General features: G+C 70.6%; 16 protein-coding genes. 8 read left to right on the top strand and 8 right to left on the bottom strand.

Features of this window, described 5'->3' with window-relative positions:
- Positions 1–431: flagellar basal body rod C-terminal domain-containing protein (locus VAE46_RS01000; protein ID WP_322795039.1), on the top strand; the 431-nt coding region annotated here is incomplete at its 5' end.
- A 4-nt stretch (positions 432–435) separates the two neighbouring features.
- Positions 436–1,323 carry a flagellar hook-associated protein FlgL gene (gene flgL / locus VAE46_RS00995; protein ID WP_322795038.1) on the top strand — a complete coding sequence of 296 codons (888 nt, stop codon included), beginning with the start codon at positions 436–438 and terminating at the stop codon, positions 1,321–1,323.
- An 11-nt stretch (positions 1,324–1,334) separates the two neighbouring features.
- Here flgL and VAE46_RS00990 read toward each other — a convergent pair whose 3' ends face one another.
- Together VAE46_RS00990 and VAE46_RS00985 are read right to left on the bottom strand one after the other, a co-directional pair.
- The gene (locus VAE46_RS00990) at positions 1,335–2,141 is read right to left on the bottom strand and encodes an enoyl-CoA hydratase/isomerase family protein (protein ID WP_322795037.1); all 807 of its coding nucleotides are present in this window, start codon (positions 2,139–2,141) and stop codon (positions 1,335–1,337) included.
- Positions 2,142–2,199: 58 nt separating this feature from the next.
- On the bottom strand, positions 2,200–2,619 hold the full coding sequence (locus VAE46_RS00985; RefSeq protein ID WP_322795036.1) for a hypothetical protein: 420 nt from the start codon (positions 2,617–2,619) through the stop codon (positions 2,200–2,202).
- A 129-nt stretch (positions 2,620–2,748) separates the two neighbouring features.
- On the opposite strand from VAE46_RS00985, the gene VAE46_RS00980 reads away from it, so the two are divergent.
- From VAE46_RS00980 to VAE46_RS00965, 4 genes are read left to right on the top strand one after another with little or no spacing between them, the layout of a single operon-like run.
- A complete protein-coding gene (locus VAE46_RS00980) occupies positions 2,749–3,918 on the top strand; it encodes an acyl-CoA dehydrogenase family protein (RefSeq protein ID WP_322795035.1) in 1,170 nt (389 codons plus the stop codon).
- 60 nt (positions 3,919–3,978) lie between these two features.
- Positions 3,979–5,379 carry a penicillin-binding protein 2 gene (locus VAE46_RS00975; protein ID WP_322795034.1) on the top strand — a complete coding sequence of 467 codons (1,401 nt, stop codon included), beginning with the start codon at positions 3,979–3,981 and terminating at the stop codon, positions 5,377–5,379.
- Positions 5,376–6,056, top strand: a complete 681-nt coding sequence (locus VAE46_RS00970; RefSeq protein ID WP_322795033.1) for an FhaA domain-containing protein — start codon at positions 5,376–5,378, stop codon at positions 6,054–6,056. The genes VAE46_RS00975 and VAE46_RS00970 overlap by 4 nt, the downstream gene beginning before the upstream one ends.
- Positions 6,053–6,505 carry an FHA domain-containing protein gene (locus VAE46_RS00965; RefSeq protein ID WP_322795032.1) on the top strand — a complete coding sequence of 151 codons (453 nt, stop codon included), beginning with the start codon at positions 6,053–6,055 and terminating at the stop codon, positions 6,503–6,505. Before VAE46_RS00970 ends, VAE46_RS00965 begins: the two co-directional genes overlap by 4 nt.
- Before the next feature lie 5 nt (positions 6,506–6,510).
- Here the strand turns inward: VAE46_RS00965 and VAE46_RS00960 are convergent, their stop codons facing one another.
- From VAE46_RS00960 to VAE46_RS00950, 3 genes are all read right to left on the bottom strand, one after another.
- Positions 6,511–9,054 carry a M1 family aminopeptidase gene (locus VAE46_RS00960; protein ID WP_322795031.1) on the bottom strand — a complete coding sequence of 848 codons (2,544 nt, stop codon included), beginning with the start codon at positions 9,052–9,054 and terminating at the stop codon, positions 6,511–6,513.
- Between the two features lie 65 nt (positions 9,055–9,119).
- Positions 9,120–9,593 carry a thioredoxin-dependent thiol peroxidase gene (gene bcp, locus VAE46_RS00955; RefSeq protein WP_322795030.1) on the bottom strand — a complete coding sequence of 158 codons (474 nt, stop codon included), beginning with the start codon at positions 9,591–9,593 and terminating at the stop codon, positions 9,120–9,122.
- Positions 9,594–9,650: 57 nt separating this feature from the next.
- Entirely contained in the window at positions 9,651–10,622 is a 972-nt protein-coding gene (locus VAE46_RS00950) for an ATP-dependent 6-phosphofructokinase (protein ID WP_322795029.1), read from the bottom strand.
- An 87-nt stretch (positions 10,623–10,709) separates the two neighbouring features.
- On the opposite strand from VAE46_RS00950, the gene VAE46_RS00945 reads away from it, so the two are divergent.
- Together VAE46_RS00945 and VAE46_RS00940 are read left to right on the top strand one after the other, a co-directional pair.
- Complete coding sequence (locus VAE46_RS00945; RefSeq protein ID WP_322795028.1) at positions 10,710–12,095, top strand: DUF3048 domain-containing protein; 1,386 nt, start codon at positions 10,710–10,712, stop codon at positions 12,093–12,095.
- Positions 12,096–12,192: 97 nt separating this feature from the next.
- The gene (locus VAE46_RS00940; RefSeq protein WP_322795027.1) at positions 12,193–12,414 is read left to right on the top strand and encodes a hypothetical protein; all 222 of its coding nucleotides are present in this window, start codon (positions 12,193–12,195) and stop codon (positions 12,412–12,414) included.
- A 116-nt stretch (positions 12,415–12,530) separates the two neighbouring features.
- Here VAE46_RS00940 and VAE46_RS00935 read toward each other — a convergent pair whose 3' ends face one another.
- The 3 genes from VAE46_RS00935 to VAE46_RS00925 all read right to left on the bottom strand — a co-directional run.
- The gene (locus VAE46_RS00935) at positions 12,531–12,749 is read right to left on the bottom strand and encodes a helix-turn-helix domain-containing protein (RefSeq protein WP_270056623.1); all 219 of its coding nucleotides are present in this window, start codon (positions 12,747–12,749) and stop codon (positions 12,531–12,533) included.
- A gap of 74 nt (positions 12,750–12,823) precedes the next feature.
- Positions 12,824–13,837 carry a D-2-hydroxyacid dehydrogenase gene (locus VAE46_RS00930; protein ID WP_322795026.1) on the bottom strand — a complete coding sequence of 338 codons (1,014 nt, stop codon included), beginning with the start codon at positions 13,835–13,837 and terminating at the stop codon, positions 12,824–12,826.
- An 8-nt stretch (positions 13,838–13,845) separates the two neighbouring features.
- Positions 13,846–14,709 (bottom strand): THUMP-like domain-containing protein (locus tag VAE46_RS00925; RefSeq protein WP_322795025.1); only part of this gene is annotated, 864 nt, incomplete at its 5' end.

Here is a 14,709-nt window from a genome sequence, read left to right as displayed (position 1 = left end):
TCGCCTCCGTCACCCCCTCAGCCCCCATCAACCCGCCCGGCGGCACCATCACCTTCACCAGCGGCTCGACCGTCATCGCCACCCTGCACGTCGCGGTCACCGCCCCATACAGCCCCGCCCAGCAGGTGGCCGACCTCACCGCCGCGGGCAACGACACCATCACCGTCGAGGTCGCCCCCGGCGATTATTACGCTAACCTCGTCTCCGTCCTTGGCGCCGATGTCAACCGCGCCCTCGGCATGCAGGAATCCAGCGCCCTCCTCGTCGACCACCTCGATACCCTCCGCCAGTCGACCCACGGCGTGAACATCGACGAAGAGGTCACGAACCTCAACGCCGCCCAGCACGCCTACAACGCCGCCGCCCGCGTCATCACCGTCATCGACGACATGCTCGATACCCTCATCAACCGCACCGGTGTCACGAGGTAACCCCATGCGCCTCAGCGAACAGGCCCGCGTCTCCCGGCAGGTCGCCTACCTCACCAGCGCCGCCGAGCGCATGGACCGCGTCCAGCGTCAGCTCGCCACCAACCGCCGCATCGACCGTGCCAGCGACGACCCTTCCGGCGCAGCCCTCGCCCTCCAGCACCGCAAGAGCATCGCTTTCGAAGCCCAGATGCGCCGCAACCTCGAAAACGGCACCGCCTTCCTCAACGTCACCGAAGCGGCGCTCAGCTCCGCCAACGACCTCATCCAGCGCGTCCGCGAGCTCACCGTCCAGGCCGCCAACGACACCCTCGGCGCATCCGAGCGGCAGAGCGTCGGCGCCGAGGTCAATCAGCTCATCGAACAGCTCGCCCAGGTCGCCAACACCAACTTCGGCGGCGTCTACATTTTCAGCGGCCACAGAACCAGCGCCCCGGCCTACACGGTTGCCGGGCAGCCGCCTGCAGCCGTCGCCTGGCAGGGCGATGCCGGCCAGCGCCTCCACCGCATCTCCGCGCAGGATGTGGTGCCCGTCAACATCATCGGCGACCAGGTCTTCGGCAACCTCTTCGACCGCCTCATCCAGCTCCGCGATGCCCTCAACGCCGGCGCCCCGGGCGCACAGGTTCGGCCGTTCCTCGCCGACCTCGATGCCGGCCTCGACCGCATCCTCAGCGCCCGCGCCGAGGTCGGAGCCCGCATCAACCGCTTCGAAGCCGCCACCGAGCGCTCCCTCGATACCGATACCAACCTGCAGGAGCTCAAGGCCGGCATCGAAGACATCGACATCGCCGAGACGATCGTCCGCTTCACCGCCTCGCAGAACGCCCTCGAGGCCGCCCTCGGCGCCATCGGGCGGACCTCCAACCTGTCGCTCCTCAACTTCCTCCGCTAGCCGCCGGCCGCTCAGTAGCCCTTGAACTGCGGCTCCCGCTTCTCCACGAACGCCCGCGGACCTTCCCGCGCGTCCTCCGTCGATTGCGCAATGAACATCGCCATCTGCGCCATGTCCAGGTGCTCATCGAACGAAACGTTCATCGACCGGTAGACCAGCTTCTTCGAAAGCTGCACTGCCACCCCCGGCCCCTTCGCAATCTGCCGCGCGTACTCCTTCACCCGCGGCAGCAGCTCATCCGGCTCGTAAACCGCCAGCACATACCCCATCTCGAGCGCCTCCTGCGCGGTGATCATGCGCCCCGTCCAGATGAGATCCAGCGCCCGCTGCACCCCCACCACGCGCGGCAGCGTATACGCGCCGCCATCGCCGGGGATGAGCCCCATCCGCACGTACGTCATCCCCATCCGCGCCGTCGAGGCCGCGAAGCGGATGTCCGCCATCGTCGCCATATCCATGCCTGCGCCGGCCGCCGCCCCGTTGATCGCCGCGATGTACGGCTTCTCCAGCTGGATCAGCGCCCGCGGGATCGGGTGGACCCGATCGCGCAGGCTGTGCCGCCGGTCCGCCACGGTGGCCTGCGTTCGAAGCACGCCCTGCCCGCCGGCCTCCGCGGCCACGTTCATCCCGCTGCAGAATCCGCGGCCCGCCCCGGTGATGATGATCGCCCCCACGCCCCGGTCCTGGTCCGCCCGCCGGATGGCGTCGGCCCATTCGGCCAGCATCTGGTCGTCGAACGCATTCAGCCGCTCAGGCTTGTTGAGCGTGATCGTCGCGACCCCCTCCTCCACCTCGTACAGGATCGACTCGTATTCCATCGTGCAACTCCGGACCGGGGGATGTGCACGCATTCTACGCGCCCGGCCCCGTTCGGCCTCAGCGCCCGTAGGCGCCGCGCGCGAACCGCCGAATCTCCTCCAGCACCCGCCACATCTCGCGGTCGCGCTCCAGCGGCAGCAGCGGCTCCGGCACCTGGACCCCCGCGAACGCCTCCACCACCTCGCGGTGGTCGTCGATTACGAAGTCCGGCCAAACCGGGATGCCCAGCTCCCGCAGCCGGTTGTGGTGGTCGGTGAGCGGCTTCCAGAAACAGTCCGCCACGTGCTCGTGCAGCGAAAACCACCGCACCACCTCCCACCGCGGGCCCATGCCGCTCCACAGATAGACCGTGTGGCCTTCCTCCCGCAGCGCGGTGAACACCTCTCGCACCCCCGGCCGCAGCTTCACATCCCACGTAATGATCGTGTTGTCCACATCGAAGAACACGTTCAGCCTGCGGCCTGCCGGCTCGTCCACGTCTCGCCCCCGGGTGGATCGTCCCCCGCATCCTACGCGCTTCGCCCACAGGCGCCACCGCCTACCTTGCGGTAACCTGAACGATGGCGCGACGCCGTCCGCCGCCAACTCCGCAAAGGGGTCCCATCCATGGAATTCAAGTTCACCGCCGAACACGAAGCCCTCCGCAAGGAAGTCCGCGATTTCCTCGCCGAAGCCCTGCCCAACCGGGGCGTCGGCCCCGTCCGCCCCACCTCCCAGGAGAACTGGGAAGAGCAAATCGCCTTCAACAAGAAACTCGCAAAGAAGGGCTGGATCGCCCCCGCCTGGCCGAAGGAGTACGGCGGCCTCGGCTGGAGCCACATCAACCAGATGATCTTCAGCGAGGAGCTCTCCTACGCCGGCGCGCCGGACGGCGGCCGCGTCTTCAACGTCGGCATGATCGGCCCAACCCTCATCGTCCACGGCACCCCCGAGCAGAAGGCCGAGCACCTGCCGCGCATCACCAACGCAGAAGTCATCTGGTGCCAGGGCTACTCCGAACCCGGCGCCGGCTCTGACCTCGCCTCGCTCCAGACCCGCGCCGTCCGCGACGGCGACGACTACATCATCAACGGCCAGAAAATCTGGACCTCCGGCGGCCACCGCGCCAACCAGATGTTCTGCCTGGTCCGCACCGATCCCGAGGCGCCGAAGCACCGCGGCATCAGCTTCCTCCTCATCGATGACATCAAGAACACCCCAGGTCTCACCATCCGGCCGCTCATCAACATGGCCAACCGCCACCACTTCAACGAGGTCTTCTTCGAAGACGTGCGCGTCCCCGCGAAGAACCTCGTCGGCGAGGAGAACCGCGGCTGGTACGTGGGCATGACCCTGCTCGACTTCGAGCGTTCCGGGATCGGCACCACCGCCGCCCAGAAGCGCACGCTCGAGAAGCTCGCCAAGAACCTGCGCGAGGGTCCCGCCGACCGCCGCGCAAACTACCGCACCCGCCTCGCCGACCTCGTGGTGGCCAACAATGTCGGCCGTTACCTCGGCTACCGCATCGGCCACATCCAGTCCAAAGGTCAGGTGCCGAACTACGAGGCCTCGGTGGTCAAGATCTACCAGTCCGAACTCGGCCAGCGCATCTACAACTTCGGGGTGAACATGCTCGGCCTGGGCGGCCAGCTGCGCCCCGAGGAGCCGCGCGCGCCCATCCACGGCGAACTGCCCGAGTCCTACCTCATGTCCGTCCCCTCGACCATCTACTCGGGCACCAACGAAATCCAGCGCAACATCATCGCGACCCGCGGCCTCGGGCTGCCTCGCGGCTAACCTGCAGCGCGCCGGGGCGGGTGAGCGGCCCTCCCCGGCAGCGACCGATACAATCGACCCGTGCTCACCCCGGATGCGTTCGAACGCCGCGCCAGGGCGCTGATCGGCGCAGGGCTCGCGGCGTTCCTCGCCGTCACCGCCGCACTCGCCTGGTGGCAGATCGCCGCCACAGGGCTCGCGCACGAGGACCGCAACCCGCGCTTGCTCGCCCGCTTCTACGACCCGAACCGCGGCCGCATTCTCGACCGCGACGGGAACGTCGTCGTCGAATCCCTCGCCGACGGGCGCCGCTACCTGCACGACGCCTCCTACGCCCACATCGTCGGCTACCTCGACCCGCGCTACGGCTCGCAGGGGGTCGAGCTGGCCTACGACAGCGTCCTGGCCGGGCAACGCACCGGCGGCTGGCTCGATGCCATCCGGCAGGAGCTGCTCCGGGAGAAGCCCGCCGGCGCCGACCTCCGCCTGACTATCGACCCCGCTGCACAGCGCGCCGCCGCGGCGGCCCTCGGCGGCCGGCGGGGCGCGGTGGTGGCCATCGACCCCCGCGCCGGAGATATCCTTGCCATGGTCAGCGTGCCCACCTTCGACCCGGGCGCCCTCGGCTCCACCGGCGAAGCCCTCCTCTCCGACCCCGCTGCGCCGCTCCTGAACCGCGCCACCCAGGGGCTCTATCCGCCCGGCTCCACCTTTAAGACCGTGACGGCCGCCGCCGCGCTCGAAGCCGGCATCGTGACGCCGGAGACCATCGTTGAGTGCCCCGGCGAAATCGTCATCGATGGCTTCCCGATCTCCTGCCGGAACACGCCCCAGGGCGTGGGCACCTACCCCTTCTCAGCGGCCTTTACCTACTCGGTGAACGCGGTCTTCGCCCGTCTCGGCGTCGAGCTCGGCTGGGCCCGGCTCGAAGAGACAGCGCGCGCCTTCGGGTTCGAAGCGGCGCCGCCGTTCCCGCTCGAGGCCGCCGTCTCCCGGCTGGCCCGCCCCGGGAGCGAACGCAGCACCGTGCTGCTTGCCAGCACCGCCTTCGGCCAGGGCGAACTGCTCGCCACCCCGCTGCAGATGGCGCTCGTCGCCGCGGCGGTGGCCTCCGGCGGCGAAGTCCCGACCCCGCGCATCGCCCTCGACGCCTGGCGCGCCGGGCAGCGGGTCGAGGTGCTCAGCCAGCCGTCATCCCGCCGCGCCATCGACCCCGGCGTGGCAGTGCAGCTCCAGGCCATGATGCGCTCGGTGGTCACCGCCGGGCAGGCCTCGGGGCTCGCCATCCCCGGCGTCGCCGTCGCCGGAAAGACGGGTACCGCCGAGGCGGGGGACGGCACGTCGCATGCCTGGTTCATCGGCTTCGCGCCGCTCGAAGACCCGCAGGTCGCGGTGGCGGTCGTCGTCGAAGCTGGCGGCCAGGGGGGCGCGGTGGCCGCGCCCATCGCCGGTGCCGTCATCGAGGCGGTGGTCCGCCGATGAGCACCTCCCCGCTCGAGCGGCTGGTCTCCCGCGTGCTCCACCTCGGGCTGAGCCCGGGTATCGACCCCGCGGCCCTCGTCACCGCCGCCGTCGATGCCGTTGTCGGCGCTGCCCGCGCCGGGGAGGCCCCGAACCGCGTCGCCATCACCGTCAGCCCGGAGGACGCGGGCGAGCTAGCGCCCATCCTCGACGACCTTCGCGCGGCGGTCACCGAGGGGCTGAACCGCGCCGCTGCAGCCGCCTCGCTGCGCCCGTTCGGCCCGTGGCTGGTCACCATCCAGCCCGCCAGCCGGCTCGATCCCGGCGCGTTCGCCGTCGACGCCGCCTTTGTCGACCCGGCTGCGCCCGTCCTGCCCTCGCACACTCGGAAGACCGTCCACCTGCGGCGCCTCGATGGGCTCGCGCTGCGCATCGATGGGGTCGGGCTCGTCCCGCTCGCCTACACCCCGTTCGTGCTCGGGCGCGGGCAGGGGTGCGATGCCGTCATCCCGGACCTCTCGGTGTCGCGCCGCCACGCCGAGATCCGCCACCGCCCCGACGGCGGCCTCGAACTGTGCGACCTCGGCAGCCGCAACGGCACCTTCCTCCGCGGCGAACGGGTCCAGTGCGCCCCGATCGAACCGGGCGACACCTTCCAGCTGGCGGCGGTGCCGGTCACCCTGGAGGAGCTGCGGTGAGCGACTCGGTCGAGCTGCTCCTGCTGCGGCTCGCCATCTTCGCCGTCATCTTCGGCACGTCCGCGGCCATCGCCTGGTCGCTCCGCTCGGGATTCGCACCGCGGACCGCCGCCGCACCGCGCCGCGATGCCGCTCAGCCGTGGCGGCTCGTCGTCGAGGCCCCGGGGGATTCCGGGCTCCCGCGGGGCACCGCCTTTCGCCTCGGGGCCGTGATGGAGCTCGGGCGTGATGGCGGGGCTGCGATCGTGCTGCCCGACCCATCGGTCTCGGCCCGCCATGCCCGCCTCGAGCGCACCGCCCGCGGCTGGCACCTCATTGACCTTGGCAGCACCAACGGCACCCGGGTCGAAGGCAGGCCCGTGACGGCCTCAGGTCTCATCCTGCGCGGCGGCGAGCGTATCCAGCTCGGCGCGGTGGTCCTGCGGCTGGTGCCGCCGCCGCGTTCCTGAGCCCCTTACGCCCGCGCCTCGAGCCGCTCCAGCCGGTCGCGCAGGCGGCTGTTCTCGTCCCGCAGCTTCTCGAACTCCTCGCGGAGCTTCTTCAGCTCATCGTCCGTCGCCGAACCCTTGCGCAGCGCGAGGGCAGCCTCCCGGGCGGCGCGCACGCCCCGCCCGTCGAGCTCCCGCGCAGCCATCCGCTCCAGCGCCGCCGCCTGCGACGCCTCGCGGAGCGATTTCAGCGCGTTCGCCGCCGCGACCCGCACGCGGAAATCCGGGTCCTCGAGGAATCCGGCGATCTCCTCGGCCAGGGGCTTCTTCCGCTCCGGGAAGAACGCGCCCAGCCGCGCCATCGCCCCGACCGCTGGCGGCCGCGCCTGGAACGGCTGGCCGTACGCAGCGGCCCGCCGCAACAGCTCGAAGCCCCGCTCGTCCCGGAGTTCGACTAGCCCATCGATGCAGCCCACGCGGACCACCTGCCGGAAGGACGGGCGGTCGAACTGCTGCGCGAGGACCGCGAACGAGCCGGGCAGGCGGAGCTTCCCGATACTCCGGCACGTCTCCGCCTCGACGAACCAGGAGCTATCGCGCCGGGCAAACGGCGTGAGCGCCTCCAGCACCGCCTCGTCGCCGCGGAACTGGCCGAGCGCCGCCACCACCGCCCGGCGGGCACGCGGCTGGCGCACCTTCAGGCAGCGCAGCAGCGCATCCCGCGCGGCGGTGGTCCGAATCTCCCCGAGCGCCTTCGCGGCCGCCGCCTGCACGCCCCAGAAGCGATCGCCGAGGACCGCCGCCTCCAGCGCCGCCGTTGCCTCGGCGCCGCCTTTTTTGCCCAGCTGGGCCGCGGCCCACTCCCGCCCGAGCACATCGTCGTCGTCCCGCAGCTGCAGCCGCAGCTCCCCGACCGACTTGTCCCACTCCAGTTCCTTAAGCACCCATCCGCCCGGGTCGAAGCGGCAGAGGTCGGGTTTGGCAGCCAACGGAAACGCGAACGTGTGCTCAGCCTCGCTGATCTCCACCCGGAACGACTGCGGCCGCCCGCGGCCCTTGCGGAAGTCGATAGTCACCGGCAGCCGGAACAGCGCGGTCCCGTCCGAGCGGTCCTGCGTCTGCTTTACCGTGACCGTCGCCAGCTTCGCATCGTCGTCCCAGCTCCAGGAGACCTTCAGCTTGGGGTGCCCCGGCCGGTAGACCCACTGGTCGAAGAACCACTCGAGGTTGCGCCCGGTCTCCGCCGCGATCGCATCGACCAGGTCCTGCGTGATCACGTTCTGCTCGGCGTGCTCCCGCACGTACCGCTGGATGGAGCGCAAGAACGCCGCATCGCCCAGCACGCCCCGCAGCATGTGCAGCACCAGCGACCCCTTTTCGTACAGGTGCCGGTCGAAGATATCGATCGGGTCACGGAAGACGTTGGTCACAATCGGCCGGCGGTAGCGCTCCTCGAGGTAGAGCTGGGTGTTCTCGGCGACCCCCTGGCGATACCAGTCGATGCCCCGGTGGTGCTCATCCCAGAGCAGCTCCAGGTAGGTCGCGAAGCCCTCGTTCAGCCACCCGTGCGACCAGTCGCGGCAGGTGAGGAGGTCGCCGAACCACTGGTGTGCCAGCTCGTGGGAGATCAGCCCGTCGCTGTCGAAGTCCCGCGCCGCCTTCGCATCGAGCAGGATGTTCTCGGTCATCGTCGTGGCGCTGGTGTTCTCCATCCCCCCGAAGACGAAGTCCCGCACCACCACCTGGCTGTACTTCGCCCACGGGTAGGGCGTTCCCAGCAGCCGTTCGAACAGGTCGATCATCGCCGGCGTGTTCGCGAACGTCCGCCGGGCGGCCTCCTCATCTTTCGGTTCGACATAATAGTCCACGGGGAACCGCTCAGCCCTGCCCTCGACCCGCACGAACTCGCCCGCAGCGATGGTCAGCAGGTAGGCCGGGTGCGGCCGATCCTGGTGCCAGTGGAACGTCCGCGTGCCGTCGCGATTCGCCTTCTCCTGCAGCAGCCGTCCGTTCGAGAGCGCGAACCAGTTCCCCGGCACCGTGACCGCCACGTCCGACGTGAACTTGTCGCTCGGGTGGTCGAAGCAGGGCAGCCAGTAGCGCGTGTCCTCGTCCTGGCACTGGGTCCAAACCTGCACCGGCTTATCCGGGTAGCCCGCGTCCGGCGCGATGAAGTACATCCCGATGCGCGGCTGCGCCTCGTAGCTGATGGCGATCGCCAGCTCCTGCCCGCGCTTCCGCCCCTCCCCGATATCGACCACCAGCCGAGCGCCGTCGTACTCGAACGGGGCCGCCTGCTTCGCGACCTGCACCCCCGAGATCGCCATCTCGACCGCGTCGAACGGCACGTAGCGGGTGCCGTCATTCAGCAGCCGGACGGTATGCGTGACCGAGCCGCGCACCCGCCGATCGGCCGGCTCCAGCCGCACCTCGATCTTGACGTGCTCGATATCGACCACCCGGTCGCGCGGCCACACCGGCCGGTCGCCGGGCAGCGCGTGCGCGGGCGCGCGGGGCTCATCGACTGCCAGCCGCCCACAGCTGAGGCGTTCACCGTAGAGGAGCGTCATCGCCGTGCCTCCGTGAAGATGCGGAGCATGCTACGGCGGGCCTCCCCTTCTGGCGACGGAGCGGCTTACTTCGCGTTGGCCTCCAGCCAGGCGAGCACCTCCGCCCCGTGCGTTTCCGCCTTCACCTTCGGCCACGTCTTCGCGATGCGGCCCTGCGGGTCGATCACCGCCGTCGAGCGGATGATGCCCTCGTACTGCTTGCCGTACATGTTTTTGGTGCCCCAGGCGCCGTACTGCTTCGCCACCGCATTGCCTTCGTCGGCGAGCAGCCGGAACGGCAGGCTGTACTTGTCGGCGAACTTCCGGTGGGAGGCGCTCGAATCGCCGCTCACGCCCAGCACCACCGCGCCGCGCGCTTCGATGGCGGCGTGGTTATCCCGGAAGTTGCAGGCCTCCTTGGTGCAGCCCGGGGTGTCGTCCTTCGGGTAGAAGTACAGCACCACCCACCTACCGGCGAAGTCGCTCAGCGAAACGGGCTTGCCGTCCTGGTCGGGCAGGGTAAAAGGGGGTGCCGGCTCGCCGGCCGCGGGCATCGCCATCTCACGCAACCTCACGCAAGGGTTCGTTCCATGGTACGCGCCGCCGCGGCCGATCCGTCATCCCGAAAGCTGCTGCGCCAGCCGCAGGAGGTCGGCGTTCACCGGCGGGTGGACGTTCGCCACCACCTCCCGCAGCGGCACCTCCACCGAGCGGCCGCCCTGGCGCCCGATCATGAAGCCGCTGCGCCCGGCCGCGAGGCCATCCACCGCCAGCGCGCCGCCCTCCGAGGCGACCAGCCGGTCGCGCATCGTCGGGCGCCCGCCGCGCTGCGTGTGTCCCAGCACCACCACCCGGTACGGCCGGTCGAGCGCCTTGCCCACCACCGGCGCCACGCCGAACGCCCCGCCCGCTTCATCGCCCTCCGCCACCACAATGATGTGGCTGCGCTTGCCCTTCGCCATCGTTTCCCGGATGCGGTCGATGACCTGCCCGATCTCCTCCTGTGCCTCGGGGACCACCACCCCCGCCGCCCCGCCCGCCACCGCCGTGTGCAGCGCGATCGCCCCGCTCGTCCGCCCCATCACCTCCACGAAGAACATCATCCCCGTCGATTCGCCGGTGTCGCGCAGCTGGTCGATCGCCAGCAGCGCCGTGTTCACCGCCGTGTCGAAGCCGATCGTCTCCTCCGTGCCCCAGACGTCGTTGTCGATGGTGCCGGGCAGCCCGGCCACCGCCACCCCGCACTCGTCCTGGAGCGCCAGCGCCCCCCGGAAGCTGCCATCCCCGCCGATCACGATCAGCGCCTCGACCCCGTCTGCTCTCATCTGGTTCGCCGCCCGCGCCCGTACCTCGGGGTCGAGGAACTCCGGGCAGCGCGAGGTGCCGATGATGGTGCCGCCGCGCTGGATGATGTTGCCCACCGACCGGTCATCGAGCTCGACGAACGCCCCGCGCACGAGCCCGGAATAGCCATCGAGGTAGCCCACCACCGCGATGCCCTTGCGCGTCGCGGTGCGCACGGCCGCCCGGATCGCTGCATTCATGCCGGGCGCATCGCCCCCGCTGGTAAGGATCCCGATTCGCTTCATGCGCCACACTCTGCCCGCCCGGCCATGAATGCAGCAAGTCCCGCTGGCCCCGGTTGAATGCAGCCGGTCCCTTGGTAGCATCCGGTCATGGGGGGGTTCGGGAATGTCCTGTCCGGCCGCCGGGGGCTCGGCATCATCGCCGCGGCGGCCGTCGCCGTCATCGCTGCCGTCGCTGTTGCACTCATCTTCGCGACCCGCAGCAGCCCGGCCTCCGAGCCTGCGGGCGAAACGCCCACCGCAACGGCAACCCGCACGACGCCGACCGCGACGGCCACCGCCTCACCCACGCCCGACACCGTCCGCTTCGCCGGCATCCTCGATGGCGTCCCCATGACGGAGGCCGAGTGGCAGGCCCGCAAGGACCTCCTTCCCATCGCCGTCATGATCGACAACACCCCAAACTCCTACCCCCACGCCGGCCTCGACCGCGCCGACCTCATCTACGAAGCCCTGGTCGAAGGCGGCATTACCCGGCTCATGGCCGTCTACTGGCGCCACGAGGCCGACCTCATCATGCCGGTCCGCTCGGCGCGGACCCCGTTCGTCATCTGGGTCGATGAACTCGGTGCCCTTTACGCCCACGCCGGCAGCGCCACCACCACCAACGAGGCCAACGCCGCCGGGCAGATCATCGAATGGGGCATCAAGGACCTGAACGCCTTCAGCCCCGGTTCGAACGCCGCCTACTACCGCGACACGAGCCGTTACGCGCCCTATAACCTCGCCACCTCCACCGGCGCCCTGCGGCAGGCCGCGGTGGCGCTCGGGCTGTCCGGCCCCCCGGCTGTCGAATCCTGGAAGTTCCGCAACCCCTCCGACCCGCCAGCCTCCGGCGCCCCCGCCGAGGGCATCGAGGTCGACTTCTCCGGCCGCCGCAACGCCTGGCAGCTCATCCAGTGGAAGTGGGACCCCGAACGCCGCGCCTACGGCCGCTACCAGTTCGGCGGCCCCTTCACCGATGCCGCCAGCGGCAACCAGCTCTTCGCAACAACCGTCATCGTCATGCGGACCGAAGCCCGCGTCGTCGACGATTCCGGCCACGTGCTGCTCGACCAGTTCGGCGAAGGCCCGGCGACCGTCTTCACCGGCGGCCGCGCTATCGAGGGCACCTGGCGTAAGGCCGACCGCAAGGCCCACACCCGCTTCTATGACCGCGCTGGCAACGAAATCGCCTTCGAGCGCGGCCCGACGTTCATCGAGGTCATCTCGCAGACCGGCGAGTTCAGCATTACCGCCTCGGCCGCCGACCTCCCGCCGCTCCCGACGTATGTCCCGCCGCCCCCGTCGGCCGGCCCCATTGAGGACGACGACCTGCCGCCCGAGCCGACGGCCACGCCCACGCCCGAGCCCCCTACCCTAACCCCCAGCCCCTCGCCGATGGCGCCATCGCCGACCGCGCCCGCCGCGTCGCCCTTACCCGACTCCGGGAGCGCGACCGCGCCCGCGAACGGCTCGCCAACGTCGACACCGTAGCACCTGGCGAGTGGCCCGTTACGGCCCGGCCGCTATGATTCCCTCTCGAACTATCGACTCAGGGCCCCGTCAGCGGCCCGTCCTCCCTGGAGACGTGATGCCTGCGTACGTTCCCTTCCTGATCAGCGCCATGAGCCTCGGCGTCATCAACCTCATCATCTTCCTCGCCTCCGCGCTCATCATCACCATCCCCGTCTTCGCCACGCGCGGGCGTACGCAGGCCATCTGGGCGGCCGTCAGCGGCACCATCCTTCTGGTCGAGGCTGCTGTGCTCGTCACCCTCGTGGTCCTCACCAGCCAGGGGCGCATCTTCACCTAGGCCACGTTCCCCACCCTCCCGCGGCCCCCCTCGCCGCACGATGCAAAGCGCCCCGCCGGGGCGCTTTCGTGTGGGTTTTCGGGTGGTTCGAAGAGAAACGGGACCTGCGCCGGGGCTCAGAGCAGGCGCCGAATCGGCTTCCGCCCGGGGCGCGGGTCGTAGTTGCTCTTGAACATCTCAAGCTTGTCCCGCGCGATCAGGTACTTCCCCGCGAACATCGTGGCCGGGATCTTGTTCTGCTTGATCAGCCGGCGCAGGCTCTGCGGGTGAATCGCCAGCTCGCGAGCGGCTTCGACCAGGTCGTAGTAGTCATCGAACGGGGTCACGGAGGCCATGGGGCAACCTTCGTCGAGGGTCAGCCAAGACGCATATTCGCTTAGGCAAATCGAACGGTAGCAGAACCTCCTGGTTATTGTCTACGCCCCTCAGCATTTCCCGCCCCCGCGACGGAGACCGCATTGACCAGTGGCTCGCCCCGCGCCATCCGCCGCAGGTTCGGCAGGAAGTAGCCTTCGGTGGCCCGGCGTTCGTTCCCCTGCGCGGCCGCCGAGTTGTGGGGCGAAATAATCACATTCGGCAAATCCCAGAGCGGCGACTCCGGCGGCAGCGGCTCCGTCGCGAACACGTCCAGGTAGGCACCGCCCAGGTGCCCATCGCGCAGCGCCTCGATGAGCGCCGCCTCATCCGCCACCTCGCCCCGGGCCACGTTCAGCACGAACGCCCCCGGCTTGAGCGCCCGCAGCACGTCACGGCTGATGAGCCCCCGCGTCTCCGGCGTCAGCGGGCACGCCAGGACGAGCCAGTCGGTCCTCGCTGCCAGGTCAGCCAGTTGCGAAGGGGGCACGACCACATCGACCGGGTCTCCTTCGCGGCGCGGGCTGCGGCGTACGCCCACGACCTCCAGCCCGAAGGCCCGCGCCAGCCGCGCCACCTCGGAGCCGATCGCGCCGAGCCCCACCACGGTCATCCGCTGCCCGGCGAGGTCCGGCGGGGTCGCCTCGCCGCCCACGGGCTCCCACGCCCGGCGCCGCTGGGCATCCAGCCAGTGCAGGAACGGCCGCGCCAGCAGCAGCATCCCCCCGATGACCGACTGCGCGATCGGCTGTGCCGTCGACCCCGACGAGGTCGAGAGCCGCACGCCCCGGTCGAGGAACCGCTGGAAGACGGGGTTATCCACCCCCGCGTTGAACGTATGCAGCCAGCGGAGGTTCGGTGCGCCCTGGGCGGCGGCGAAGAACGAGCGCGAGTAGACCGAGTAGATGTCGCCGGAAAAGTAGGCGAAGTCGATGCGCTCCAGGGCCTCCGGGGGGAGCCGCTCCGCCGGGTCCTCCGGCAGGACCACGAGCTCGATGCCGGGCCAGGCCGCGGCAATAGCGTCGGCGTACTCGGAGGCGATCTTCGGGGAAACGAGCAGTGCGGGCATGCCGCGCATTATCCCCTCTCCCCGCCCGCAGGGCCCAGCCGCCGCGCGGCGAAGACCAGCCGCTCCCCGCCGAGCGTCGTGCAGAGCAGCGTGACCGGCTCGCCCTCCAGCCGCCCGAGCAGGCGTCGCAGCTCCTCCGGCTCGACCGGGAACGCCCGCCGGCGAATCTCGCCCGGGCGGAAGCGGTGCTCCCGCAGCCAGCCGCGCAGCCGGTTCGCCGAAAACGGCATCGCCTCGAGCACCTCGAACGTCGCCGCCAGCGGGTCGAACGCGGGCCGGTCGCTCGAGAGATAGGCCACCCGCGCATCGAGCTGCCAGGCGCCGAGCCGCGCGGCCAGCTCGCGGACCAGCCCGGCCCGGGTCACGCACGATTCGGGGTCGAAGAGATACCTCCCTGGCGCGCCGATGCCGACCCCCGGGACGGCCTCGCCGGCCTCCAGCGTCGCGCCCTCGGGCAGCAGCACGGCCCGCCGGTGCCCCGGCCGGGCCCCTTCGCCGTACCAGAGGGTGAGCTCCTTCAGCTCCCGCCCCAGCTGCACCGCCTCGAGTTCGACATCGCTGCCGGCGAGCGCATGGTCGAGCCCTGGCGCGGCCTTGATCACCGCCGCCCGCGCCCGGCGCGCCAGCGCAAGGCAGGTGTCCCACGGGGGTGCGCAGTCCGCGGGGTCGAAGATGCGGCCGCCTGCCGTGCGCCGGGCGGGGTCGAGCACCACCGCCGCCCGCTCGATGGCGACCTCCGGGCCGGCCTCCCCGGCCTCCAGCGTCGCGCCCTCGGGCAGCAGCACGGCCCGGCGGTGCCCGGGCCGGGCTGCTTCGCCGTACCAAAGGGCAAGCTCCTTCAGCTCCCGCCCCAGCTGCACCGCCTCGAGTTC

Origin of the sequence: Tepidiforma sp., assembly GCF_034433535.1 — a bacterium.
Lineage (GTDB): Bacteria > Chloroflexota > Dehalococcoidia > Tepidiformales > Tepidiformaceae > Tepidiforma.
Note: the sequence above shows the minus strand (reverse complement) of the source record. Positions and strands in the feature narration are given on the sequence as shown.

Bases quoted from the DNA above. Each gene is read 5' to 3' on its own strand.
- flgL (WP_322795038.1), top strand. From the start codon at position 436: ATGCGCCTCAGCGAACAGGCCCGCGTCTCCCGGCAGGTCGCCTACCTC.
- VAE46_RS00990 (WP_322795037.1), bottom strand. From the start codon at position 2,141: ATGGAATACGAGTCGATCCTGTACGAGGTGGAGGAGGGGGTCGCGACG.
- VAE46_RS00980 (WP_322795035.1), top strand. From the start codon at position 2,749: ATGGAATTCAAGTTCACCGCCGAACACGAAGCCCTCCGCAAGGAAGTC.
- VAE46_RS00970 (WP_322795033.1), top strand. From the start codon at position 5,376: ATGAGCACCTCCCCGCTCGAGCGGCTGGTCTCCCGCGTGCTCCACCTC.
- VAE46_RS00960 (WP_322795031.1), bottom strand. From the start codon at position 9,054: ATGACGCTCCTCTACGGTGAACGCCTCAGCTGTGGGCGGCTGGCAGTC.
- bcp (WP_322795030.1), bottom strand. From the start codon at position 9,593: ATGGCGATGCCCGCGGCCGGCGAGCCGGCACCCCCTTTTACCCTGCCC.
- VAE46_RS00950 (WP_322795029.1), bottom strand. From the start codon at position 10,622: ATGAAGCGAATCGGGATCCTTACCAGCGGGGGCGATGCGCCCGGCATG.
- VAE46_RS00945 (WP_322795028.1), top strand. From the start codon at position 10,710: ATGGGGGGGTTCGGGAATGTCCTGTCCGGCCGCCGGGGGCTCGGCATC.
- VAE46_RS00940 (WP_322795027.1), top strand. From the start codon at position 12,193: ATGCCTGCGTACGTTCCCTTCCTGATCAGCGCCATGAGCCTCGGCGTC.
- VAE46_RS00935 (WP_270056623.1), bottom strand. From the start codon at position 12,749: ATGGCCTCCGTGACCCCGTTCGATGACTACTACGACCTGGTCGAAGCC.
- VAE46_RS00930 (WP_322795026.1), bottom strand. From the start codon at position 13,837: ATGCCCGCACTGCTCGTTTCCCCGAAGATCGCCTCCGAGTACGCCGAC.